This is a genomic window from Thermodesulfovibrionales bacterium (genome assembly GCA_035686305.1).
Lineage (GTDB): Bacteria > Nitrospirota > Thermodesulfovibrionia > Thermodesulfovibrionales > UBA9159 > DASRZP01.
The window spans coordinates 75,210-101,273 of the sequence record DASRZP010000063.1 but is presented as its reverse complement, the minus strand read 5'-3'; the positions used below and the strand labels follow the sequence as shown (position 1 = coordinate 101,273).

Here is a 26,064-nt window from a genome sequence, read left to right as displayed (position 1 = left end):
GGATGCCCCAGGACGCTCTCGATCTATCCCGATATAACCGAGGTCAGAGAAGAGGACTATTACCGGGAATATCTCGATCTGATCCTCAATGTGAAGGTAGTAAAGGATATGGAGGAGGCCATGGACCATATCGCCACATACAGCTCAGCCCATACAGATTCCATCGTGACGATGAACTATGATAGGGCCATGAGGTTCCTGAGGGAGGTTGATTCCTCTGCAGTCCTTGTGAATGCCTCGACGAGGCTGAATGACGGCTTCCAGTTCGGCCTCGGCGCCGAGATCGGGATATCGACCGACAAGATCCATGCGAGGGGCCCGATGGGACTCGAGGAACTCACCTGCACAAAGTTCATCGTCTTCGGAAGCGGACAGTTGAGGGAGTAAGTCTGAGACGCTTCTGACAGAATGCTTGGGCTTATATCATCAGTCCTCGAAGAAGGGAAGGTACTCGTTGACCGCATTAGGAAAAAGAGGACCCTTTCAGGCAGAACACTCTACAGAGGTACCATCGGATTAAGAGAAACCGCGTATATCATCTCCGGCATGGGAAAGACAAACGCGGCACATGCGGCAACAATCCTGATCGAAGAATTCTCACCTGATATCATAATCCTCTTCGGCATCGGAGGCGCCTATCCCTCCGCTGGACTTGAGGTTGGTGACGTGGCAGTCGCTGAAAAAGAGGTTTACGGCGATGAGGGGGTTCAGACAGGTTATGGCTTCCATGGAACCGAGTTCGTCGGTATCCCGCTCCTAAGAAAGGGGAGGAAGACCTTCTTCAATGAATTTTTGCTCGACAAGAGACTTCTGAAAAGAGTTTTGAAGATTGGCGGGCGTATTGCACCCATCAAGTCCGGCACCTTCATTACGACCTCTACATGCACTGGGACAAGGAGACGTGCCGTCGAACTCAAGAAGAAGTACCATGCCATCTGCGAGAACATGGAAGGCGCTGCCGTTGCACAGATCTGCGCTTTGTATGGAGTCCCGATGCTCGAGATACGGGGCATCAGCAATATCGTGGAGGACCGGGACAGGGACAAATGGAATATCCCGCTCGCGGCAGAGAACTGCCAGAAAGCAGTAATGGAGATACTGAAGATTGTATGACCCTCGGCAGATATCAAAGACTTACTATTTGGAGGTCAGAACTCCATCGCTCTTGCCGGCATAGATCCCATGGTGTATCAGTCAGGCCAGTTCGAGAGAAGGAGCAGGATATCGAAGCGGGGTGATGACTGGAATCAACACTGAAACCTTGAAGCGACAAGGTGCGAGTTATCTGAGGCAATTGGTGCAAAGAAACCGTTAGTGAAGCGTACGCTTAAAGACTGACGTTTAGTTATCCTGTTGATTAAAAGCTGTGCATTATCAGAAAAAGTTGCAATATCCCAACTATTCACTCTATAATATAACCTCTAAAAGAACCAAAAAAAAGAACTCTTCCGCAGTCTAATAGCATTTTGGAATCAGCAAGGAGAGAATTAGACATCCCAAGTGGTTCCGATATCACTCCAGTGAAGAGGGCCCGACTGGTAACACCGACGAATAACTTTGAGCCCTTTGACCTAGAGGATATCAAGCAGTCAATCCCGTCTCGCTTCGAGCAACAGGTGCTGCGATACCCTGACCGGCTTGCCGTTCGAAGTCATGACCGCAGTTTCACGTACGCCGAGCTGAACAAGGCAGCTAACCGGATCGCGGACGCCATTCTGGAACAATACGGCGAAGGCGAGGAACCGGTTGCGTTGTTACTGGATCAGGGTGCATGGGTAGTAGCTGCAATAATGGGGGTGTTGAAGGCAGGGAAGATATATGTGCCTCTCGATCCCCGGTTTCCACGGCCTCGTCTTTCCTACATAATCGAGGATTCCCAGACCAGCCTCATTCTCACCGACTCCCGGAATATGTCTGCCGCAGCTGAACTAACGCCACGAAAGATCCCAAGGATCAATCTACACACGCCGAGTTCTCATTACTCCTCCACGAATCCGGCTATTGCGATTTCACCCGATTATGGTGTTAACATTATCTATACCTCGGGTTCGACAGGAACCCCTAAGGGAGTCCTCCAGAACCACCGAAACCTTTTGTTCGAAGTCTTACGGGTTACGAACAGCTTCCATGTTTGCCGGGATGATCGACTGGCTCTGTTACACCCCTGTAGCTCTAGCGCATCACTGCGGAGAATTTTCCCCGCTCTGCTGAACGGTGCGTCGCTCCATCCATTGGATTTGCGGACGGTGGGACTGGAAGACCTGCCCCGGTGGTTTGAGCAAGAAGAGATCACGATCAGCAATGGGCGGCGGCTTCTGCGAGATTGGAGACATTCTCTCACCGGGGAAGATCAGTTCCCCCGGCTCCGCCTGGTGACCTTTGGAGGGGAACCGGTCTACCGAAGCGATGTTGAGCTTTACCGCCGGTATCTTTCACCCCAATGCCTGATGCTGATTAATCTGGCCGCGACGGAAACGGGGAGTGACTGCCATTATTTCATCGATAAACAAACCCAGTTCACCGACGCGCTTATTCCGGTCGGCTACCCAACTGAAGGGACAGAGATCTTCTTGCTCAACGAGAACGGACAGAAGGTCGGTCCCGGCGAGGTCGGGGAGATTGCTGTCAAGAGCCGCTACCTCTCACTAGGCTACTGGCGCCAACCCGAATTGACCCGGAAGCGATTCCTGCCCGATCCGAACGGCGGAGAGGCGCGAATCTATCTCTCAGGGGATATGGGACGGATGCGCTCAGACGGCTGTCTCTTCTACCTGGGAAGGAAGGACTTCCAGGTGAAGGTCCGTGGGCACCGGATCGAACCAATTGAGGTGGAAACTGCCCTGCTCAACTTGGGCACCTTCACAGAGGCAGTTGTTCTTGCGCTGGGGACGGTAGAGGATAACCCTTCCGGGCGGTTTCATCTCCACGCCAAAAGCGACAACTTGACACCCACAGGGAGTGGCGAGACGGGAAATCACGAGCAGATAACGGAACCCGAGGAGAAGCGTCTCGTAGCCTACCTCGTGCCAGCTCGTCTGCCAGCACCAACCGTCAGCGATCTCAGGCGCTCTCTTTCTGAGACACTGCCTGAGCACATGATCCCTTCTGTCTTCGTAATGCGGGAGAAGTTCCCGCGTGCGCCAAGCGGCAAGGTCGATCATGCGGCGCTCGCTGCCCACTTCACCGCCAGCCGCCCGTGGCGCACACGACCGACACTTGCTCGCCCGTTTGTCGCTCCGCGTGATGCGATTGAGGAGGTCTTGGCGGGAATCTGGGCTGAGCTGCTCCAAATTGATACCGTGGGCATTGAAGACTCGTTCTTTGATATGGGTGGTCATTCTCTTATGGTCGTTCAGCTCTTCAGAAGGATAGAAAGAGAATTTGGGATAAGGATTCCTCTTTCTGCTATTTTTCAGTCGCCCACTGTAGAAAAGCTTGCCGCCGTAATCACCAATTATCAAGAACCGGAGTCTCAATCCTCCCTGGTTTCCATACAGCCAAAGGGGTCTAACCCTCCGCTTTTTTGCGTGGCTGATGTCATGGGTAGCACGTTAATCTATCGTCACCTTGCAAAATACCTGGATCCGGACCAACCGGTCTACGGGTTAGAGGGTGCTGAAGATGTACTTTGTCGGTCCATAGAAGAAATAGCATTTCAGTATGTCAGTGAATTACGCGGGAAAATACCTAATGGACCTTTCATGCTGATCGGGTTTTCATCCGGTGGACTTGTGGCATTTGAGATGGCGAGGCAGCTTCAGATGATGAACCTTAATGTCCTCTTCCTCGGAATTCTTGATACTTCTTGCCCGGATCGTTCCAAGGAGAAACCAAAACCATGGGAAGCGGCAATGATAAGGGCCTTTGCGAGAAACCTTCCTTGGTGGTTATATTACACGCTCCCCTTCTGGCTGAGCCATTATTGGACGATTGCCAACAATAAAATGAAAAAGACTTTTCTCCGCAAACCCTATAACCCTACCGAGGTATCTGAAGAATCGATAGATAACTTACGGGAAATAATTCGGTGGCTGAGAAGATATACCCCTCAAAAATATCCCGGCCGTATTACCCTTTATCGGGCAAGAGCTCAGCGGTTAATTCCGTCCTGCGAGGATATGGAATGGAGTAGCGTTGCAGAGTGTGTGGGAATCCAGTCCATTCCGGGACATCATATGAGTATTTTGAAAGAACCGCATGTGAGGATGCTGGCAGAGAAAATCAACAGAGAACTCAAGGAGATCAAGACCATGTCAACGGAGGACAGCCATGCAGAACTTCAGCATCTCAACCTGGGAATACAACAGCCGCCTGGGGTTGACAACGTAGCCGACGGGTATCTCGAGTCGCTGAACGCTTGCGCTGTCGACTACATCTTTATCAATCCCGGGACCGACACTGTGCCGATCCAGGAATCCATTGCAAAGTTTAAAGTCCAGGGGCGCCGGTCGCCCGAACTGATCCTCTGTCTACACGAGTCCGTGGCTATGGCCGCCGCGCATGGCTACTTCATGGTCAGCGGTAGGCCCCAGGTAGTCCTAGTTCACGTTGACGTAGGGACCCAGAACATCGGCGCAAACCTGCATAACGCACAGCGGGGCCGCGCCGGAGTAGTCGTCTGTGCGGGGAGGGCCCCGTACACCGTTGATGGCAGTCTCCCAGGTGGGCGTGATAGCTATATCCACTGGATACAAGAGCAGTTCAGCCAGGAGAGCATTGTGCACGGTTATGTTAAATGGCATTACGAGCTGACCTGCCGGGAAAACCTTCACTTAGCGGTGCAGCGTGCGTTCCAGGTAGCCCGGACGGAGCCAGCTGGGCCGGTATATTTGACTCTCCCCAGGGAAGTGCTTGTGCAGACCGTGCAAACCCCTATTGTTGATGCCAATCGTGCGCCGGCGATTTCGACGCTGGCGGTTGACCCTGACAGCCTCTCCCGGGCAGCAAAGTGGCTGATCGAGGCCGATAGACCTTTGATTCTTGTAGCCTATGCGGGCCGTAATCCCAAGGCTGCTGCCTCTCTGGTTAGACTCGCGGAGACGCTGGCTGCACCAGTAGTGGAGTCGCGCCACCGAGTCAATTTTCCTTCTGGTCACCCTCTTCATCTCGGTTTTTCGGCCGGTTCCCATTTGCACCGAGCTGACTGCGTTCTGATCGTCGATCACGACGTTCCATGGGTGCCAGCGCAATATAGACCACCGTCTGCATGCCGCATAATCCATGTGGACATTGACCCTCTCAAACGGGATATTCCAATCTGGGGATTCCCAGTGGATCTTGCCATTCAGGCCGACTCGTCCCATGCCATGTCGGCCTTGGCCGAGGAGGTCGAGCGGTTGCTGAGCCGTGCAGATCGCACACGGATTGAAAGACGCCGCCATGTCCTGACCGCCCAACACCAGGCGCAAAGGGCGAGGTGGCAGAAGAGAGCTTTCGGTCTGGCGGCGCGACAGCCGATCGCGCCTGAATGGGCTGCGTACTGCTTGAGCGAGATTGTGGATGAGGACACGGTAATCGTCAGCGAAGCTGTCAGTAACAACCAAGTCCTGTGGCGTTATTTGCAGTTGGACACGCCCGGAACTTACTATCAAAGCCTCGGGTCCGGCCTTGGTTGGGGCCTTGGAGCAGCCTTTGGAGCCAAGCTTGCATCCCCCTCCAAAACCATCATCTGCACTTTAGGAGACGGCTCCTGGATATTCGGTTCTCCCCTCGCAGCCTACTGGGCAGCCGAGCAGTCCCGAAGCCCGTTCCTGACGATTGTCTTCAATAATCAGGCATATGCTGCCACCACCGAAGCGATCCTGGGCATAGCTCCTGACGGATACGCGAGGCGGACAGGGAACTATCCGGGATGCGATCTGCCAAAGCCGCCACTCTATTCAAAAATGGCAGAAGCAATGGGTCTGTGGGCCAGGACAGTGGACGATCCTGCAAAACTCAGGTCGGTACTCCGTGAGGCGCTCAGCGAAGTGCGGCGCGGCCGTTCTGCGCTGGTTGACATCTGCGTCTCGTCCCCACAGACCGTTGGGCGGATGCCGGAGGAGTGATCTATGCAGCACGCGCGAGCAATGAAGAGGCGGGAGCGAACTATGAACGCTGATCCTGTCCAAATGGGGGATCCGGCCCGGCAGTACTGTCTCCTTCAGCTGGTTCGCGAACAGGCCGAGCGAAACCCCAACGCCAGTTTCATCCTTGCCCCGGGAAGAAGACCTCTGACTTACGGCCGTTTGAGCCGCCAAGTGGAGTACGTTCTCGAGGCGCTTCATTCCCTGAGTGTGAGTAGGGAGGACTGTGTCGCAATGGTGATTCCGGATGGGCCGGAGATGGCTGTGGCCTCTGTTGCTATTACATCAGGCGCTGTATGCGCACCTCTTAACCCCGCCTATCGCGCGAGCGAAATGGACTTCTATCTCGGAGATTTAAATGCAAGAGCGTTGATCGTATTGCAAGGCTATGAGGCTACTGCGGCGGCGGTAGCCCGATCGCGAGGCGTGCCCGTTCTCGAATTGATTCCGCAGGCCGAAGCTGAGGCAGGTCTCTTCACCCTTGCCGGTCGGAGTGTATCAGCTCCAATAACGCATGGCTTGTCCCAGCCGGACGATGCGGCGCTGGCGCTTTACACGTCAGGAACTGCTGCTCGACCAAAGCGAGTGAGGCTGACGCACCAGAACATTTGCGTCGCTGCACACAACATCTGCGCTGCGGTTCAGCTGACGGAGAGCGACCGTTGTCTCAGTGTGATGCCGTTGTTTCACATCCACGGTCTGAGCACGCTCTTTGCTTCACTTGCAGCGGGTGCGAGTGTGGTCTACCCCTCCGGCTTTTCCGCTGCGCAGTTTTTCGAGTGTCTTGATTCTTTTCATCCAACGTGGTATTCAGCAGCACCGACGATACACCAGATAATTCTCGAAAACGCATTTCACTATCCCGAGATCACAGCGCGCGCCAAGTTGCGTTTTATTCGTTCAGCCTCCGCAGCAATGCCTTTGCCTGTGATGGTTGAATTGGAGCGGCTGTTCCGTGCGCCGTTTATTGAAGCGTATGGGATGACCGAAGCGTCCCCTCAAATTGCGAGTAACCGGCTGCCCCCTCATCCGCGCAAGGCCGGTTCAGTAGGTCGAGCCGCGGGACCCGCGGTCGCCATTTGGGACGAGTTGGGGAATATTATGCCGCCGGGAGAGCCAGGAGAGATCGTGATCCGTGGTGCAAACGTTGCACAGTCCCCTGGAAACGATACCATGGCCAAGCAGGACGCTTTTGTCAACGGATGGTTCCGTACCGGAGACATAGGATACATGGATATGGATGGCTATCTTTTCGTCACCGGCAGTCTCAAGGAGATAATCAACCGGGGAGGTGAGAAGATCTCACCGAGGGAAGTGGACCAGGTTCTGATGGACCACCCGGCAGTTTCACAGGCCGTCACCTTTAAGGTCCCCCATCCCGTGCTCGGCGAGAACGTCGCTGCTGCGGTAGTTCTTAAGCCGGATTTTCAAGTCTTTGGGTATTCGGGCATTAGAGCAGACCAGCCCGATCATCTGATTCAGGAGATCCGCAGCTTTGTCGCGACGCACCTTGCCTATTTCAAAGTCCCGGATCACGTAGTAATCGTGGATGACATCCCGAAGGGTCCTACAGGGAAACTGGAGCGTGCCAATCTTGCTCGGCAACTACGTCTGACGGAGTTGAATGCCCAACAGAAACCAGAACATTGTGATCCTGAACCTCTGCGTTCGCTTATTGAGCAGAGGTTGGTAAATATCTGGGCCGGTGTCCTGAAAATCGACTGCCCTGGTATTCACGATAATTTTTTCCTCTTGGGCGGCCACTCATTGGCTGCGAGCCAAGTTGTCGTCCGGCTGCGGGACGAATTCCAGGTCGACCTGCCTGTGGAGAGTTTTTTCAAAAATCCTACCATTGCCCAACTGGCGAAGCTGATCACCCGAAGCACGACCGGTCATTTATCCCAAGGGTACATACTGTGTGACCAGCGATCTTCGAGAGAAACACTATCCAGCGCCAGAGCAGCGAGCATCCCACGGAGGCGCATGACAGGCCCTTTACCTCTCTCTTTCGCTCAGCATCGGCTGTGGTTCCTTGAACAGTTCGAGCACGGCAACATCGCCTATAACATGTCCGCCTCACTATGGCTCAAAGGCAGGTTGAACAAAGATGCACTGGAGCAAAGTCTTAACGAAATCCGACGCCGACACGAAATATTGCGTACCACATTTCATTTGGTCGGCGGGCAGCCTGTACAGGTCATTGTCAAAGAAGAGACAACAAAACTACCGATCACGGATTTGACGATGCTGCCACCTTCCGACCGGAAGGCCGAAGCGCTTCGTCTGGGGGCCGAGGAGGTCAGCCGGCCATTCGATCTTGCTCACGGGCCTCTATTTCGGACTGCACTCATCGGGCTGGACGCTGAAGAGCACATTCTCTTACTTACAATGCACCACATCATTTCAGATGGCTGGTCCATGAGAGTGCTGCACCGGGAACTGGCAATGCTCTATGAGGCATTTCTGTCAGGCTGCGAGTCGCCGCTCCCGGAACTGGCCGTCCAATACGGTGATTTTGCGGTCTGGCAGAGAGGGTGGCTACAAGGAGAGGTCTTAGAAAAGCAGATTGCCTACTGGAAGGAGAAGCTCCAGAATGTTCCTCCTGTGATTGGGATGCCTACCGACCGCCCTCGTCCATCTTTGCAGACGTATCGAGGAGGGACACTCCAATTGACAGTCTCTCGCACTGTGACCGAGGGGCTGAAGGCGTTGAGCGTGAGTGAAAAAGCGACACTCTTCATGACGTTGCTGGCAGCATTCCAAACCTTGCTTTTCCGTTACACGGGGCAAAGCGATCTCCCAGTAGGCGTCCCGATCGCCAACCGGCCTTGTGTCGAGACAGAGCCTTTGATAGGGTTCTTTGCGAACACGCTGGTTATGAGAAATGATCTGTCCGGAAATCCCTTATTCCGAGAGCTGCTGGCTCGGGTGCGTATAACAGCCATGGGCGCATACGCGCACCAGGATCTGCCATTTGAAAAAGTGGTGGAGGTGCTGCAGCCCGAGCGGGATCCGAGCCATGGACCCTTATTCCAGGTGATGTTCGCCTTCCAGAATCTTCCTGACATAGGGATTGGGTCAGAAACCACAGAAAATGAGATACGAGAGGTTAAGCAGTCGGACGATATATGGACGACCGGACTGCCGTTTCAACTTGCGCCGGGTTTGAGTGCCCATCCTTTCAGAACAGTTAGCGGAACCGCGAAGTTCGACCTGACCCTGTACCTTGCGGAAACCAAGCAAGGGCTGGAGGGGTTGTGGAAATACAATATCGACCTGTTCGAGGCGGACACAATCGAGCGGGTTGCAAGGCATTTCAAGGTACTTTTGGAAGGGATTGTTGCCAACCCCGAGAGGCGTCTCTCGGAGTTTCCGTTACTTGATGACACAGAGAGACGCCAGCAGGCGGTTGAGTGGAATCGCACGGAAAATTCATATCGCTTCGATCTCTGTCTCCATCACGTGTTTGAAGACCAGGTGTCCAAGACACCAAATGCCTTGGCAGTCGAATGTGGAGATGAGAGGTTCACGTACGACGAGCTGAATAGCAGAGCCAACCAACTGGCTTGGCACCTCAAGAAACTCGGAGTGGGGCCAGAAAAACTGGTGGGGATCATCCTTCCCCGCTCTGCGGAGATGGCGATGGCCATACTGGGGGTATTAAAGGCCGGAGGTGCTTTCCTTCCCCTTGATCCAGAATACCCGTCAGAGCGTCTTGTCTTTATGATGAGGGATGCCAAGGTATCGGTTCTTATCACGGGAGAGCATCTGTTTTCCGCCTTGAATGCCAGACCCGGGACTTCGCCTTGGGTGTCTGGTCAGAAGGAATCTGAAATCGAAGGTTCAGAGCCCGTCCCCCCGATACTGGTGTGTCTGGAAGCGGGTTGCCAAGCTATTGACGGAAAGAGCAAACAAAACCCTGAAAGCAGTGCGACAGAAACGAATTTAGCATATGTTATCTATACCTCAGGTTCAATAGGCTCCCCCAAGGGTGTGATGATCACGCATGCCAACCTTTGCCATTATGTCCATGCAATGCGTGAGGCGTTAGGAATTATGGTTGAGGATCGATATCTCCACACTGCCTCATTCGCATTCTCCTCATCCATTCGCCAATTTTTACTCCCTCTCTCTTGCGGCGCAGCAGTGGTCATAGCCACAACCGATCAAATCCATGACCACTTAGTTCTGTTTGATCTCATTCGTGAACATCACGTGTCGATTCTTGATGTCGTTCCGTCGTACTGGCGTAGCTGTATTCAAATGGCGCGTCGTCTGGCGCCTGACGCAAGGGCAGCTGCATTCAACAGTAGACTGAGGCTGATCCTTTCCGCCAGTGAAACGCTGTCCCCGGATATCCCAGCGGAGTGGGCGTCCTGCTTTCGAAGCGGTGCGAAGTTGATCAACATGTATGGGCTGACCGAAACGACGGGTATCGTGAGCATGTATCATATCCATCACCCTGGCGCTGAAGCCGCAAATGGCGTCCCCATCGGTCGTCCGATTGAGAATACGCGAGTATATATCCTGGACGCCCTCCGACAGCTTGTGCCAGTCGGCGTCTATGGCGAGGTATATATCGGTGGAGCTGGAGTGGGCCGGGGGTACCTCAACCAGCAGGAACTGACAGCGGAGCGGTTCGTGTCTGACCCCTTTAGTGATGCCCCTGGAGCCCGACTCTTCCGGACCGGTGACACGGCGCGTTATCTGCCGGATGGAAACATTGTGCTCATCGGCCGCTACGATTCTCAAATCAAACTACGCGGCTTCCTTATCCAACCAGGGGAAATTGAAGCAGCCTTACGAAAACATCCGTGGGTGGGTGAAAGCGCAGTCATTACTCCCGGTGAGGTAGCGGGGGAGGGTACCCGCGTGATGGTAAAGAGTGGTATGCCGGCCACTGGAGGCAATCAAAAATTGGTGGCCTTTGTTGTCCCTAGAGAGAGTGTTCATCATGCCATTGCTTCTGAAGTTCCGAAAGAAGTGTTGCGGATTCCTAAGCGGGTGATAGTAGAATTGAGAGAGTCTCTGAAGCGCTCGCTACCGGGTTATATGGTTCCATCCATGATTGTGGCACTTAAGGCATTACCGCTGACACCGAATGGGAAGTTGGATCGAAAAGCCCTTTCCGCCCTGGCGGCAGGCTCAGTTTGTGCCAACCCCGAGAGGGCACGGCAAGAACTTTTAGGGGCATTTATCGAACCGCGAACCCATGCCGAGAAGACACTGGCAGACATATGGAGGCAGGTTCTGAATGTGGACCGTGTAGGCATTGAGGATAACTTCTTTGAATTGGGAGGGGATTCTCTTCTGAGTATTCAAGTAATCAGCCTCGCAAATCGGGGAGGGTTGCAGCTTACCCTTAAGGAGCTTTTCCAGTACCAGACGGTTATTGAACTGGCGAGGATTTCTGAAAACGCACACAATGTACGGACCGAGCCGAAGACGGCGACCGCTTCGGTTCAGCCTGAGGAAACAATGGCGAAGGACGCGGTAAAGCCTTTGGTCCTTGTGACAGCGGAAAGCCTGCGGGCCTATGGCCGTGAGGCGTTGGAAAGGGCCGGTTTGTCGCCTGAAGGGGCTGCGATTGTCACAGAAGTTCAGCTTGAGGCCAGCCTGCGCGGGCAACGAACGCACAATATGGACAGCATCCCCCGTTATGCCCGGCGTATCAGTTCGGGCGTGACGAATCCACAACCCCGGATCCGGATAGAGCATGAGACATCAATCAGTGCGCGGATTGATGGAGACAACGGCCCCGGGCAGTGGGTTGGGGTTATTGCTATGCGAACGGCGATTCAAAAAGCAAAGCAGGCGGGTATGAGCATAGTAAGTGCACGTCGCTCCAACCACTTTGGAGCTGCCGCACATTATGTCTGGCTCGCCGTACAGCAAGGTCTGATAGGGCTCTGCACTACGAACGGCCCGGTGATCCTTGCGCCTACCGGTGGGGTCACTCCAACATTCGGGAACAACCCGCTGGGTGTGGGTATTCCAGCGTCGCGTTACAACCCGATTCTCCTGGACATCGCGATGAGTGTTGCGCCACGAGGAAAGATCGGCTTGCAACTTGCTGAAGGTAAAATGTTACCGCCGGGGTGGATCCTCGATCATTTTGGTCGTCCCTCAACAGATCCGGCCGATCTCGCAGCTGGCCTTGGTGTGCCAATCGGGGGGCATAAAGGATATGGTCTCGCGCTCGTCATGGAGGCGATGGCAGGTGTTCTGAGCGGGGCGGGCTTCTGCCATGACCATAGCCGAGAACAGATGTACAAGGACTTGAGGCCACCAGACTTCGGCCATTTTTTTATGGTGATCGACCCCGAACTCTTCATGTCTTCAGCCGAATTTATGGCACGAGTCGATCGTATGATCGAGCAGACAAAGTCGGGAGAGCTCGCACAAAATGCGCATGAGATCCTTATCCCCGGTGAGGCCGAACTCAGGGCGCGTGAGCGTAACATGCGGGAAGGGGTACCGCTCCTGCCTTCCACCTATCGAACACTGCTGAGATATGGAGAGGCAGCGGAACTGGATACCAAGTTGGAGGTTGTGAAGTTTATAGGCACATTAAGCGAGAAATGAATCCAGAAAATCCCTCGAATAAGGGCTAGTTTTAAATCAAGTATCACTACACCTCTGCTTCTCTTTGTTCCTGCATCTCCACGGAACGTCCATATCTCACCCCCACTTTTCATAGAAGACGATTTCGCTGAGCGGTTTTCTTGCTGGTCCTGCCTTCTCCTCTGTCGGGTAGCCCAGGGGGAAGAGCCCGACGATGCGAATGGTTGAAGGAATATTCAGGAGATCCTTCAACTTTTCCTCGTCAAAGACGCCGACAAATACCGTTCCGAGACCGAGAGACCGGGAAGCGAGCATGAGGGTCTGCGACGCAATGCCTATATCAGCCATATAATACTGCTGGTCCCAGATAACCCCTGACTGTGAAGGATCTGCGCAGGCAATGACCACAACAGGGGCCTCGGCAAGTCCCTTCTTGGCAGGATTTGACTTGTAGCCCTTTGGTGCAAAAAAAGACTCGACATAGGACAACTCGCTGATCTTTTCTCTCACCGCGGCATCCTTTACAATGACAAATCTCCAGCACTGCATGTTTGCCCATGAGGGCGACTGACGGACGGCCTCAAGAATTAAGTGCAGTTGCTCATCCTCAACCGGCGTATCGGTAAACTTGCGTACACTCCTCCTTGTCCTGATCGCCTCAAAAGTATCCATAGAACCTCCTCATAGTATCTTTTCCCGGGTAATAAATATAAGATAGATAATTATAATAGGTGCAGACTTAAAAGGCTATCATCATGGGTCGCAAGAAGATACTTTTCATCGGGGATTCCCTCATAGAGTTCTTTGACTGGCAGTCCAGGTTTCCTGCACACGAGATCAGCAACCTCGGCGTGGCAGGAGAGACGGTTGAAGGTCTTCTCTTCAGGACCGGCAGGGTTATAGAGAGGTGCCGGCAACTTGACCTCATCTTCATCATGACAGGGATCAATAACGTGGCCATGGAGGATTTTGCCTTCCTCGGTTCCTATAAAAAGGTTCTTGAAAACTTTTCCTCTTCTTATCCGGGTGCGCAAATGATCGTTCACAGCCTCCTGCCGACGCTGATTCCCTGGATATCAGACGGTTCCATCCGAAGAATGAATTCGCATCTCAGGGAGATGGCCGGAGAAACCGGAGTTGGGTATTTCGATCTCTATGCGAAGTTTACTGACCGCGAGGGAGCACCGGTAAAGGACTACTACCTCAGCGACGGCGTGCATCTGAGCGACAAGGGATACGCTGCATGGGCTGATGTATTAGCTCCACTCCTCGATGGCTAGTCCAAGGAACACCTATGGACCTTCCGGCACGTTCCTGCTCCCGTAGTTTTCCCTGAGGATAATAGTGTAGTATGTCTCATAGTGCTAATCACATGAGGTTCTCATAATAGGCATTTGCATGATTCTGAAAGAATCCCTCCCAACCTCCCTTTTCTAAAGGAAGGGATTATTACCCCTCTTTGGCAAAGAGGGGCGAGGGGAGATTTTCTCATCAAATGTCTATTCAATTTTGAGAACATTAACGTCTCCTGCGGCATGACAGGCCACAAGACATAACGAAAGGAGAAGGACTGAATGGCGGAACAGACCTTTACCCTCGGCTATTCGCCCTGCCCGAACGATACGTTCATCTTTTATGCCCTTGTGCACAAAAAGATCGAGACCGGCAGTTTTTCGTTCAGGGAGATCCTCCTCGATGTCGAGACGCTGAACCGGAAGGCGCTGAATTCCGAGCTGGACATAACAAAGGTCTCCCTTCATGCCTATGGATATCTCCGGGACCGGTATTCCCTGCTCTCTTCCGGCGGGGCCATCGGCAGAGGCTGCGGGCCCCTGCTCGTGACGAAAAACAGGACTTCTGCAGAAAAGTTGAGGGGGAAGAGAATCGCGATCCCCGGTAATCTCACAACCGCCTTTCTCCTCCTTCAGCTCTTCGACCCTGCACTGGCAGAGAACGTTGTTGTCATGCCCTTCAACATGATCATGGATTCCGTCAGGCGCGGCGACGCAGATGCGGGGCTGATTATTCATGAATCACGTTTCACCTATCCTTCTCATGGCCTCGTCGAGATAGAGGACCTCGGGAAGTGGTGGGAGACTGAGACCGGACTCCCGATCCCCCTTGGGTGCATCATCGCCAAGAGGAGCCTCAGCAGTGAAGTGATAAAGACCCTCGAAGGCCTCATCAGAGAGAGTATCGAATACGCCTTTTCTCACCGTGAAGAGACGAGAGACTATATCAAGTCTCATTCCCAGGAACTCGCTGATGACGTGATAGAGCAGCATATCAAGCTCTATGTGAATGAGTACTCTCTCGACCTGGGGAATGAAGGGATGCGTGCCATAGAAGAACTTTTCCGCAAGGCTGAGGAGAGGAGAATATTTCATGGGGTGAACCATGCCGCTCTTCGGTGACCTCCCCTTTGTGGACAGCACGGCATCCTGCCGGGGGTCGTGACCGTCGATGATATCATCGACAGGACCCTTCCGCCCGAGGCAAAGAGAAAGTAGCGAACAAGGCTGCATGATCTCATTGCCTTCCGTCCGGCGGAACAATTATAATAGAACCCTTGGTGCCGGTAGTCCGAAGGGACAATCAGAGATGGCTATGGGCCACAAAAAATAAAAAGGAGGAATAAAACATGGCATCACCGGTCGTCGACATGGATCTCTGCATAGGTTGTGGGACGTGCGTTGAGTTATGTCCTGAAGTTTTTGAAATGAGGGATGACAAGGCATGGGTTATTGGGCCTGACAAGTGCAGCAGCTGTGATTGCGAAGCAGCAGCGAACTCTTGTCCTGTTGAAGCGATAAAGTTCGAATAGTCCTCTGAAGGGGTAAGGTCTTTGGCGTGGCCATACCCCTTTTCAAGTCCTTGGCGGCAAGAGTTCCTTAAAGTCCGTTACGGTCATGAAATCCTTTGATACCGGAGATCTCTTTCTGGAGCTTGCTATTGCCTTATACATGACGTACTGAATCCCGAACCGATGGGCCGTTTTCAATACCTCCAGGGTGTCGTCAATGAAGAGTGACCGCCTTTCCTCGAATCCGAGCCTTTCCCTTGCCTTTTCCCAGAAGCCTATGTCCTCCTTTGGATAGCCCGTCTCAAAAGAGGTGATACAGCTGTCAAAGTACCTGCCGATCTCCGTCTCTTTCATCTTAAGGTTAAGGACCTTGATATGTGCGTTCGTTACGAGAAAGACGTTCTTCCTGTGTCTCCCGAGGAGTCTCAGAAAGTCTTCTACATGGGGATGGACCTCGATGAGATGCCGTATCTGCTCTTTCAGCGCAGGTATATCGAGGGCGAGTTCCCTCGACCAGAAATCGATGTCCGTCCAGTTCAGTGTCCCCTCATGATGTTTGTACTTCATCATCAGTTCATCCTTTGCCCTCCCAAAGGTTATACCATGCTTTTCGGCGTACTTCTCCGGTACGAGGTGTTCCCAGAAATAATCGTCAAAGTACTTATCAAGGAGGGTCCCGTCCATGTCAAGGAGGACAAATTGAATCTCGGTGCCCCATAACGACCTCCGAAGCTCGCTCATTACCGACATCTTCGTCATCCCCTGAGCAGCCGTAGTGCCTTGTCATGGAGCCTCTCGTTTCCGGAAACGAGAAGAGGCGAACTCTTCTTAAGGTCAAGGACAATGGCATCGACGGCTTTACCATCCAAATCGGTGAAGATACCCCCCGCTTCCCTGACAAGAAGCCATCCGCCTCCGAAATCAAAACTCCTTGAGAGGAAAGAGCTCACAAATACGCTCACAGAGCCCCGTGCAAGGTAGGCGAGGTCAAGGGCTGTCGCGCCAAGGCACCTCGTCTTGTGAGATCTTGCGAGGAGGGGCATGATTTTTGGTATATCTTGAGCGGGAGCCTGCGCCTCATAGGCAACGAGACGGAACTCCTCATCCTTCTGTGTCGAGATCCTTTCCCCATTCAGGAACGCCCCCCTCCCCTTCTCAGCCAGAAACTCGTCGCCCGTGATGAGATTGACCACAGAAGCCGCTACAATGCTCCCAATGGTGTCCCCTGTCGCAATCGCAATCGATGTGCAGTAGAAAGGGATCCCCGATATGGCGTTCTTGCTTCCGTCTATGGGGTCTATGAGGACTTTATTTCCCCCTCCCTTGATCTCCTTAAGCCCGGCTTCTTCAGAAACAATGGAGAAGGCCTGGCCGGAAGACTCTAACTCGGCGATTATGATGTCTTCCGCCAGCTTGTCTATGGGAAAGGTCTTATCACCTGCTGCGCCCGTTCCCAGGGCTCGTTGTGTCGCTGGAACAGACCGTTCCTCTAACAACCTTCTCAGGAGACGCTCCTTTATCCTATGAAACAGTGCTTGATACATGGCGATCTATTGTACAGCATGGATCTCTTCATCGCAACCTTCGGCCTCTTTAGCCACTGATGAAGATAATCCGGACTAGTCAACCTTCCTTCTTTTCTCTGACCAACTGCCTGTATGCTTCATCCCTTTCGCAGGCCCCTTTCCAGGCGCAGCGCGTGCAATACAATCCGTACCATTCGTGGAACACTTCCGGCAGTCTTTCCCTTAGTTGCCGCCAGCGGACGAACTTCCCCCGGTCTAGGCGGAGGAGACTCAGGGCTTTTTCGTCCATTCCCCTCACCTCTGCCTCTGCAGTCTCGGTGTATCGGCACTTCTCATCGTGGAGATGAGGACATCTCCGGCAGATATCGTCCGGTCCATCGCAATGCTCTATAATATCCCCGTCCCTTGCGAGATTCAGAACGGCCGTGAGGTTATGCACAAACTCCGGAGAGTACCCCTCACCTTGAAAGAACCGGAGGCAGATGAGATGATGTCCTCTTAGTCTCGGCATGCTTCACCTCTCCATAGGTTAGCAAATTTTCCATATCCTTCAGGTAAAATAAAGGGACCATGGACGATCACTCCTATGAAAAGAAGATATATTACCACGACACCGATTGCGGTGGGGTAGTCTACTACGCCAATTACCTCAAATATCTTGAGGAGGCTCGCACGGAATTCTTTTTGGTGAAGGGAGTGGACCTCAAAAAACTGTCCAAGGACGGAATCATCTTTGTCGTTGCCAGAGTCGAGATCGATTACAAATTGCCTGCCCGCTACCAGGATACGATCCGCATACTCACGTCAATCGAGAACACTCGACCCGCTGCTATCCGGTTCTCCCAAAGGATCCTCAGGGTGGAGAAGGTCGTAAGTGAAGCAAAGACGACGTTGGTCTGTGTGGGGAAGAACCTCAGACCCATCGCTATCCCTGAAGAGATCAGGATATTACTCTGACGGAAAAAAGGTTTGCTATAATGAAAATGACCCTGTCTGTTCTGTAGCGTGACCCCCTCAGAGGAGGCGAAGATTTCACAGGGAAGGCCGAAGATATGGCGACACTGAATTTTATCCTGGAGCGGATTCAAACAAAAAAGGTCGATTACAACCACTATGATTTCACACAAACAGAAAATAACGCGTTAACAACCTTTTTTGATCTGGCGCAGGAATTCGACGGGATCGATGATCTCTACAGGGTCTGCGTTGCGATCCCTAAGGGTTTCTTTAACCGGGAAGCGCGGCTCTACGTAATAGACCCAAAGCTGAACAATCTGGTCCTTGTCGCAAAGACCGAAGATCCTGAGCTCGGGCTCCTTACGCCCCCTCCTCCCGAGATAAGGCCGAATGACCATCCCTATTACTCGAAAGGGAACAGCCTCGTGCTGACGATACGGGGCAAGGATTTTCTTACTGACCAGCTTCCTTTCAAGCTCAGAGACAATGTCATCGGTCTCCTCGAAATACACCCCGTGAGGGATCTGGGACCCCATGGAGAGCTCTTCTTTGAGAAGTATGCCAACCGTATCGGCTTCAACATACACAACCGCTTCATCGTCGAGAAGAACATCGAACATCTGAGATTCATCAGGTCACTCGTAGCAGACATTGAACATAATATCATCGCGCCGAACATGATCTACAAGCTCTATCTGAGGCATTTGAAGCGGAAGATCATGAAGAACGTCGAACTGGAGAAGGTCTTTGCACAGGGTCCATCGGAGGGGGGCTGTGACGAGGCAGAACGGCAAACCTTTCTTGCTGAGCTGCGGGAGGTCAATGACGGGCTCCTGGAAGAAATCGAGAATATCGAGAAACACTATCAGAATATGACACTCTTCCTCGAGACCCTTCTCAGGAGAAGTCATTTCGAGACCGGACATTTTACCCTCCGCACGAGGCCTTGCAACATGAACAAGACCATCCTCAAACCCCAGATCGAGAGATTCGCCGAACGGTTCAGACTCGCCGGGATCGAGATGTCGGAACAGTCCAGCGGGATCCCCGACGAAGATGTCATCAGCGTTGTAGACGTGGGCCTCATGGCCCAGGTGTATGCAAACCTATTCTCCAATGCCCTGAAATACACCGAGGAAGTGGTCACCCATGAGGGCGAAAAGAAGAAGTACATGGCCTACGGCCGGGAGATCATTCGGGATTTTTTCGGGCCAGGCAAGGACGGAATCAAATACAACGTCTTTACCACCGGCCCCCACGTCCCTCCCGCAGAACGGGAGAAGATCTTTGAGGATGAATACCGCGGCTCGAATTCTCAGGCCAAACCAGGAACAGGGCACGGTCTTTCTTTCATAAAGAATGCCGTCGAGATGCACCACGGCGTGGTCGGATATGAGCCTACGCAGTATGGAAACAACTTCTACTTTGTCCTGCCGAAGTAACCTATTTTCGCGCTGCTTCGGGAGAGATGAATGGCATCCACTCCTCGGAAGGGAGCAGGGGTTGTTGGCAGATGAAGACTTGTGAGGGGTCTTGGAGACAAAAGTGTAGGACGAACACAAAATTGGCACAGGAGTGACATATTTCATGCTGCATCTCTCCAATAATCAATATTCGTGCTCATCCCGGGAAAGGGCATACACGTTTTTGTCTTTTTCTATCAGGGCATTGGAAGCTGTCGCCATCTTGTCCCCCGCAGGTCCTAGCATTGCAGTATTGGCATGTCCGTTGCATGCACAATGATAGATTCCTGTAGAGGAGGTTCCCGAGCATGAAGGAGATGACACCGCCACAGATGATCTGCTATGAGGAAGACCTCAATTTTGAGAGGGAAAGACTTCTCAACCTCATAGACAGCAAGATCAGAAGGAACGAGATGGGGCTCGCCAAGGATTTCGCTGAAGAGCTCTTCCAGACCGAGATAGTATTCGCCTTATTCAAGAAGACCGAAAGGCTCAAGAAGTGTAACAGCCTTCTCGTAAAGGTCATGCTGAGCATGATAGGTGCTTTGCTCCTCTCCATAACGTGCATGGTGTTGAACATCAACCCCGTCTTCAACCTCCTCGCCCAGGTTTGCACGATCCTCGTAATCATCACAGCCGTTATCATCAACTCGCTCCTTGTAAAGAGGTTTGGGAGGGCAATAAAGATGATGGTAGATGTATATGAGACGGTGAGACAGTCCTTCATCGACAGATTGCTCGACAGCTTCCTGACCCATAGCAGCCCCCACATGACGCTGAAGATGTTCAGCCTCACCGTCGTCAAATAGGGGAAGGGAGGTGACAGACATGCTCTTCTTTATGGTCGACAACAGTCACTTCGTTATAACAAATGCGAGTGAAGAGACGATCAAGGGGCTATGGAACAGCTTCCACAACTACCGGTACGATGTCAATTTCAGCTTCTATGAATTTCTCAAGGAGAATGGCGTATCATTCAAGGTGACCTCACCGAATTTCACGGTCTTTGGTCGGCCTATCACCGACATCGAGATCTGTCTTAACTGACAGCCCTCCGCGAGGCATGAGGTAACGTGTTTCGGCAAGAAGGCGGTCTCCTGAACCTCACCCTTCCTAGCTCTATTTTTTGCGAGGAGTTCTGTCAGCTCTCTGGAGAACCGGGAAACAAGTACGATGGAATTGCCTGAAGACTTGAACGATCAACTGGAAAAGACGTTCCCGGAACAGGGGATGGGGACCATAGCACGGGCGATCTTCGGACTTGCAGCCGACGCTACGACTCAGTCCTATCTCTCAGGGATCGGCTCTTCCCTGAGAGGCTTCTTAACCGCTCTCAAGGGCGACGATCCTTCGGCTGCCGAACAGGCCCTCGTCGCTCTCTACGTTTGTCTGCACCGCGCCGGATCAACGTATTCGGCATCTGAACGGAAAGTCCTTGCCACAGGAAACGGATACTCATGCCATCCGGGAGGCCTCTCACCGCTCATCATGGCCAAATCCTTTATCAGGCCGGACTCCGTTGTCGCCGACCTCGGCGCAGGCAACGGACTGCAGGGGTTACTGCTTCAGCGCATCCGTCCTCATCGGAGGACATTACAGATCGAGCTCTCAGCTGAAATGATCCGCGTCGGACAGATATTTCAGAGAGCCCTCGGGATCAGCGCGGACCGTGTGGAATGGATCAATGATGACATAAGAAACGTCGACCTTGAGAGAGCAGACTTCATCTACATCTACCGCCCGGTAAAGCCTTTCGACGGAGGGTGCGATATCTACCGGACCATTGCCTACAGACTCTCCGTCATCCGTAAGCAGCTCACGATCCTGAGTGTTGCCGACTGCCTCGCTGAGTTCCTGGATGACAGTTTCTCCCTCTCCTACACCGACGGTCACCTCACCTGCTTTACCAAAGTCAGTCAGAGAATCGTTCAGGGGAAGGGTCCTTTCTTACCCACATAATTATCATCCATCCGCTTTGGAGTCGGCGTCCGATTTGCAGTCAAGGGTCAGAGGTATTGGTCAGTCAGCGTATGCGGACCGTCACCGTCCCCTCAAAACAGACTGTTCTTCGGATTATGTGGCCGGGACGATCACAGGGGGCTATTCTCTGTCATGCCTCATGGTGACCGACGGGCGGTATCATGTGCCGTATGATCTTCCCTTCGACAAGGTAGATCACCATCTCTGAAATATTCGTGGCATGGTCTGCAATCCGTTCCAGGTATTGGGCAACGAAACTGATCTTCATCGCCCGTGAGGCTGTAGACGGGTCCTGGACCATGAAGAACAGCAATTCATTGAGGACCTGATGCTTCAGTTCATCCACTTCATCGTCCCTCATGATGACGTCCATGGCCAGCTTCTTGTTTTTCGTCACAAAGGCATCGAGGGCGTCCTTTGTCATTCCCTGTCCGATCTGGCTCATCCGGGGGATGTCGATATAGGGCTTAAGGAGCGGTTCCTCGTTGAGTTCGAGGGCCCTCTCGGCGATATTCACTGCCATGTCCCCCATCCGTTCGAGGTCTGTGGTTATCTTCATGGCGGTCGTGATGAACCGCAGGTCGCCCGCCTTCGGCTGTCTCAAGGCAATGAGCCGGATGGACTCTTCATCGATTTCAACATCGAGGGTATTGACGATTCTGTCATTCTCGATGACCTTTCGTGCTAGCTCACTATCACGTTCCACAAGGGCCCGAATCGAATTCCTTATGGCGTCCTCAACGAAAGAGCCCATTTTCAGGATCTTGTCCTTGAGCTGCTGCAGTTCATCATCAAAGATAGTCATTATCCGAACCTCCCCGTCACATAGTCTTCTGTCAGCTTTTCCGAAGGCGCAGTGAATATCCTGTCGGTCTTGTCGAATTCTATGAGTTCACCGAGCATGAGAAACCCTGCCCAGTCGGAAATCCTCGCGGCTTGCTGCATATTATGGGTGACGATAACGATCGTGACATCCTTCTTGAGGACGTCCGTCAACTCTTCGATCTTGGCCGTGGAGATCGGATCGAGGGCTGAGGTCGGCTCATCAAAAAGGAGAACCTCAGGGTTCACCGCCAAGGCCCGTGCAATAACGAGCCGTTGCTGCTGGCCGCCGGAAAGCTCATAGGCGCTGGCGCTGAGCTTGTCTTTTACCTCATCCCAGAGCACAGAATGTTTCAGCGCCCGCTCCACTCGTTCCGAAAGCTCTGCCCTCCTTGTTATTCCCTTGAGCTTCAACCCGTAGGCGATATTGTCGAAGATGCTCATGGGGAATGGCGTAGGCTTTTGAAAGACCATTCCTATGCGGCTTCTCAGATTGATGATGTCCGTCCCGTTCGAAAGAATGTTTTCTCCCTGGAACAGGATCTCTCCTTCATATCTGTTCTTCGGGTAGAGGTCATGCATGCGGTTGAAGCACCTAAGAAGGGTCGTCTTGCCGCATCCTGAAGGGCCGATCAATGCTGTAACAGTATTCTTGTAGATTGGGAGACTTATGCTCTTCAAGGCGCCGATATCTCCTGCGTAATAGAAATTGAGTCCCTTGACTTCGAGTTCGATCGATTCAGGCACTATTTGTACCTCCATTTAATGATGAGCCGTCCGGCGATTGTGATGAGCAGGATGAATAGGGTAATGACAAATGATGCAGCCCATGCCTGCTGATGCCAATTTTCATAAGGCCCCATGGCATACTGAAAAATGGTGACCGTCAGGGAGGCCACAGGCTGCTTCATGTCGACCGAGAAAAATGCATTGTTGAATGACGTAAACAGCAGGGGAGCGGTCTCTCCTGCAACACGGGCAATCGAAAGCAGGATACCGGTCAGGATGCCCGTGGCCGCTCCCCGGTAAACCACCTGCGTTATCACCGTATAATAGGGGGCTCCCAACGCAAAGGCCGCTTCCCGCAATGTCCATGGCACCAGGGACAGCATATCCTCCGTAGTCCTGAGAACGACGGGGATCATGATGATCGAGAGCGCGACTGCCCCTGCCCAGCCGTTGAAATGACCTATTGGTTTGACGAGAATAGCATAGATGAAGGTGCCGATAACAATGGATGGAACACTGACCATGATGTCGGCGAGAACGCTGATGAGCCTGGCTATCCTGTGACCGCGCGCATACTCTGCGAGGAATGTGCCTCCGAGCACTCCTATCGGCACACCGATCAGGGTCGCAGAAAAGGTTATGAGAAGCTGTCCGGTAAAGGCATTTCTCAAGCCGCCTCCCTCAACTCCTGGGGGAACCGGATCGTTCACGAAGAGACCCAGATTGAGGGCCTTCACTCCATGCACAAGCACGTCGCCAAGAATGAAGATAAGCCAGAAGAGGCCCAGGAAAGCGGCAAGGGTGCTCAATAGAAGGGCGAAAAATCCTTCGGCTTTTCTCCATCGTTCCCTCGTCATCGCGAGTATTTCCTTTCCGCTTTCAGGAGAAAGAACTTGGCTATGGCGAGGGTTATGAAACTCATCATGAAGAGCACCAATGCAAGATAGAAGAGGGAGGAGAGATATATGTCCTTATCTGCCTCGGCAAATTCATTGGCGAGGGTGACGGTTATTGTCGCGGCTGCGTCAAAAAGCGATGTCGTAATTCTGTGATTGTTTCCGAGGACAAAGGCGACTGCCATGGTCTCGCCGAGGGCCCTCCCGAGGGAGAGGACAATGCCTCCAAATACTCCAAGTTTGGAATAAGGCATGACAACGTCTTTCACAACCTCCCATTTCGTTGCTCCGATGGCGTATGCCGATTCCTTCACAACGGCAGGCGTAAGATTAAAGGAGTCTCTCGATATGCTCGCGGTAAAGGGGATAATCATAATGCTCAGGATTATGCTCGCGGTCAGTATGTCGATCCCCATCGGGGTCCCCTGAAAAAGGACGCCGACAATCGGCACTCCTTCAAGAATCTTCTTCAGGAAGGGCTCAATGTATCCGCTCATTATGGGAGAAAGCGTGAAGAGGCCCCACATGCCGTAGATTATGCTCGGTATTGCAGCCAGGAGCTCGATACCAATCCCGATGGGCCCTTTCAGAAAATTGGGTGAGACCTCGGTTACGAAGATGGCGATGCCCATTGCAACCGGTATGGCCATCACCAATGACAGCAGCGTCGTAAGGACCGTTCCATAAATGTTCGTAAGAGCGCCGAATGATTCCTTGACGGGGTTCCAGTCGGTGGAAGAGAGGAATTTCCAGACGCCGAATCTATCCATGGCAGGAGACGATTCACGAAAAAGTTCAAAGAGGATGGCGATGATGAGAATGATTACCGTAAGCGATGCCGCTGCGGTAACAAGAGAAAAGATTGTATCAATGGGATTCTTCTTTGCAGATGTCGCCATGTAATCCTCGACGTATTATTATAATCCATGCTCAGAAAGAAAAAAAGGAGGGCCGGTTTACCTGCCCTCCCTTCAATACGGCAGTCTATTGCAGACCGTTTGCCTTCCAGTAAGCCCGTATCTTGTCTTTCAAAGAGGCTGGAAGGGGCACGTAAACGAGTTCATTCGCCTTCTTGTCGCCGTTCTTAAAAGCCCAGTCGTAAAAAGCGACCACTTTCTTATTGGAATCCGTCTTTTCTTTCGCAAGGAGAATAAAGGTTGCTCCGGCTATGGGCCAGGCGTTCTTGCCGGGCGCGTTGACGAGCCAGAGATGAAAATGTTTCTTGGGGTCAAAATTGGCGGTGGCCGCGGCATCCTCAAAGGTTTTGAAATTGGGCTCCACAAAATTGCCTGCAGGATTCTTGAGAAGCACATAGGCGAGCTTATTCTGCTCCGCGTACGCAAACTCGACATATCCTATCGAGTTCGGCGTCCTCTTCGTATAATTGGCAACGCCCTCGTTCCCTTTGCCGCCGATGCCGACAGGCCATTTCACCGAGGTGCCGGCGCCGACCTTATCCTTCCAGTCAGGGCAGAGTTCGCTCAGATAGGTAGTGAATATGGCGGTTGTTCCGGAACCGTCCGACCTGTGGACGACCGTAATCTCATCATGTGCCAGATTGAGTCCAGGGTTCAGGGACTTGATCTTGCTGTCATCCCAGTGCTTTATATCCCCAAGGTAGATCTTGCAAATCGCGTCGGAATCGAGCCTGAGTTGGCCCTCCTTCACTCCAGGGATCGCCACTACGGGGACAACCCCCCCCATCACCGCAGGAAACTGAAGAAGACCGTCCTTGTTCAACTCTTCAGTGGTCAGAGGGGCATCGGACGCTCCGAAATCGACCGTCCTCGCAGTGATCTGTTTGATACCGCCACCTGAGCCGATCGACTGGTAGTTGAGCTGCACTCCCGCTACTTTGTTATAGTCAAAGGCCCAGGCAGAATACACCGGATAAGGGAATGATGCTCCTGCTCCGTTAAGAGTTTCCGCCGCATTCACCGAGGTGAAAGACAACACAACTGCCAGTACAAAGACCATCTTAAGAAATACTTTCATACGTTCCTCCTTGTTTATTAATTTTAGGATACCGATATTATATTACGGCTTCGTTACAGAAATGTTAATTTTCTGTTACATCTGTTCTCATCCTCCTTCAATCTCGATAATTCTATCTGCGTGTTATGAAAAGGGGACCTCAGAAATTCTCTCAAACAGGAGGAAGCTAACCATGTGAGCTTTCTCCTCTGAAGAGCAGGATCTAATGCGATCATGAGGACAGCGAGTCTCAGTGTCGTGAAAACCGCGCATTAGGATAGCATG

At 52.6% G+C, this 26,064-nt stretch carries 21 protein-coding genes; 12 read left to right on the top strand and 9 right to left on the bottom strand.

Annotated elements, in window-relative coordinates:
• The 4 genes from proA to VFG09_07900 form a co-directional block, all read left to right on the top strand.
• Positions 1–387 (top strand): gamma-glutamyl-phosphate reductase (proA, locus tag VFG09_07915; protein ID HET6515070.1); only part of this gene is annotated, 387 nt, incomplete at its 5' end.
• Between the two features lie 21 nt (positions 388–408).
• Positions 409–1,113 carry a futalosine hydrolase gene (gene mqnB, locus VFG09_07910; GenBank protein HET6515069.1) on the top strand — a complete coding sequence of 235 codons (705 nt, stop codon included), beginning with the start codon at positions 409–411 and terminating at the stop codon, positions 1,111–1,113.
• Between the two features lie 407 nt (positions 1,114–1,520).
• Positions 1,521–6,047 carry a thiamine pyrophosphate-requiring protein gene (locus VFG09_07905; GenBank protein HET6515068.1) on the top strand — a complete coding sequence of 1,509 codons (4,527 nt, stop codon included), beginning with the start codon at positions 1,521–1,523 and terminating at the stop codon, positions 6,045–6,047.
• A 3-nt stretch (positions 6,048–6,050) separates the two neighbouring features.
• The gene (locus VFG09_07900) at positions 6,051–12,650 is read left to right on the top strand and encodes an amino acid adenylation domain-containing protein (protein HET6515067.1); all 6,600 of its coding nucleotides are present in this window, start codon (positions 6,051–6,053) and stop codon (positions 12,648–12,650) included.
• 96 nt (positions 12,651–12,746) lie between these two features.
• Here the strand turns inward: VFG09_07900 and VFG09_07895 are convergent, their stop codons facing one another.
• Positions 12,747–13,301 carry a nitroreductase family protein gene (locus tag VFG09_07895; protein HET6515066.1) on the bottom strand — a complete coding sequence of 185 codons (555 nt, stop codon included), beginning with the start codon at positions 13,299–13,301 and terminating at the stop codon, positions 12,747–12,749.
• Positions 13,302–13,384: 83 nt separating this feature from the next.
• Between VFG09_07895 and VFG09_07890 the strand changes: the two genes are divergently transcribed.
• From VFG09_07890 to VFG09_07880, 3 genes are all read left to right on the top strand, one after another.
• Positions 13,385–13,909, top strand: coding sequence for a GDSL-type esterase/lipase family protein (locus VFG09_07890; protein HET6515065.1), 525 nt, complete (start codon positions 13,385–13,387; stop codon positions 13,907–13,909).
• Positions 13,910–14,203: 294 nt separating this feature from the next.
• Entirely contained in the window at positions 14,204–15,043 is an 840-nt protein-coding gene (locus VFG09_07885; GenBank protein HET6515064.1) for a 1,4-dihydroxy-6-naphthoate synthase, read from the top strand.
• Between the two features lie 227 nt (positions 15,044–15,270).
• Positions 15,271–15,453, top strand: a complete 183-nt coding sequence (locus VFG09_07880) for a ferredoxin (protein ID HET6515063.1) — start codon at positions 15,271–15,273, stop codon at positions 15,451–15,453.
• 42 nt (positions 15,454–15,495) lie between these two features.
• Here VFG09_07880 and VFG09_07875 read toward each other — a convergent pair whose 3' ends face one another.
• From VFG09_07875 to VFG09_07865, 3 genes are all read right to left on the bottom strand, one after another.
• Entirely contained in the window at positions 15,496–16,173 is a 678-nt protein-coding gene (locus tag VFG09_07875) for an HAD-IA family hydrolase (protein HET6515062.1), read from the bottom strand.
• 14 nt (positions 16,174–16,187) lie between these two features.
• Complete coding sequence (locus tag VFG09_07870) at positions 16,188–16,976, bottom strand: inositol monophosphatase family protein (protein HET6515061.1); 789 nt, start codon at positions 16,974–16,976, stop codon at positions 16,188–16,190.
• Between the two features lie 79 nt (positions 16,977–17,055).
• Positions 17,056–17,469, bottom strand: a complete 414-nt coding sequence (locus tag VFG09_07865; GenBank protein ID HET6515060.1) for a DUF1284 domain-containing protein — start codon at positions 17,467–17,469, stop codon at positions 17,056–17,058.
• A 59-nt stretch (positions 17,470–17,528) separates the two neighbouring features.
• Here VFG09_07865 and VFG09_07860 point away from each other — a divergent pair, with 59 nt between their 5' ends.
• From VFG09_07860 to VFG09_07840, 5 genes are all read left to right on the top strand, one after another.
• Positions 17,529–17,915: a YbgC/FadM family acyl-CoA thioesterase gene (locus tag VFG09_07860; GenBank protein HET6515059.1), complete on the top strand. Its 387-nt coding sequence runs from the start codon at positions 17,529–17,531 to the stop codon at positions 17,913–17,915.
• A gap of 95 nt (positions 17,916–18,010) precedes the next feature.
• Positions 18,011–19,357 (top strand): ATP-binding protein, encoded by a 1,347-nt coding sequence (locus VFG09_07855; GenBank protein ID HET6515058.1) that lies wholly within the window; start codon positions 18,011–18,013, stop codon positions 19,355–19,357.
• A gap of 329 nt (positions 19,358–19,686) precedes the next feature.
• Positions 19,687–20,187 carry a hypothetical protein gene (locus tag VFG09_07850; GenBank protein HET6515057.1) on the top strand — a complete coding sequence of 167 codons (501 nt, stop codon included), beginning with the start codon at positions 19,687–19,689 and terminating at the stop codon, positions 20,185–20,187.
• A 19-nt stretch (positions 20,188–20,206) separates the two neighbouring features.
• Entirely contained in the window at positions 20,207–20,425 is a 219-nt protein-coding gene (locus tag VFG09_07845; GenBank protein HET6515056.1) for a hypothetical protein, read from the top strand.
• A gap of 126 nt (positions 20,426–20,551) precedes the next feature.
• Positions 20,552–21,337: a hypothetical protein gene (locus tag VFG09_07840; protein ID HET6515055.1), complete on the top strand. Its 786-nt coding sequence runs from the start codon at positions 20,552–20,554 to the stop codon at positions 21,335–21,337.
• Positions 21,338–21,488: 151 nt separating this feature from the next.
• Here the strand turns inward: VFG09_07840 and phoU are convergent, their stop codons facing one another.
• From phoU to pstS, 5 genes are all read right to left on the bottom strand, one after another.
• A complete protein-coding gene (phoU, locus tag VFG09_07835) occupies positions 21,489–22,163 on the bottom strand; it encodes a phosphate signaling complex protein PhoU (GenBank protein HET6515054.1) in 675 nt (224 codons plus the stop codon).
• Positions 22,163–22,927 (bottom strand): phosphate ABC transporter ATP-binding protein PstB, encoded by a 765-nt coding sequence (pstB, locus tag VFG09_07830; GenBank protein HET6515053.1) that lies wholly within the window; start codon positions 22,925–22,927, stop codon positions 22,163–22,165. Before pstB ends, phoU begins: the two co-directional genes overlap by 1 nt.
• Complete coding sequence (pstA, locus tag VFG09_07825; protein HET6515052.1) at positions 22,927–23,766, bottom strand: phosphate ABC transporter permease PstA; 840 nt, start codon at positions 23,764–23,766, stop codon at positions 22,927–22,929. The genes pstB and pstA overlap by 1 nt, the downstream gene beginning before the upstream one ends.
• Positions 23,763–24,704, bottom strand: coding sequence for a phosphate ABC transporter permease subunit PstC (pstC, locus tag VFG09_07820; GenBank protein HET6515051.1), 942 nt, complete (start codon positions 24,702–24,704; stop codon positions 23,763–23,765). The genes pstA and pstC overlap by 4 nt, the downstream gene beginning before the upstream one ends.
• An 85-nt stretch (positions 24,705–24,789) precedes the next feature.
• Entirely contained in the window at positions 24,790–25,800 is a 1,011-nt protein-coding gene (gene pstS / locus VFG09_07815; GenBank protein HET6515050.1) for a phosphate ABC transporter substrate-binding protein PstS, read from the bottom strand.
• Between the last annotated feature and the right edge of the window lie 264 nt (positions 25,801–26,064).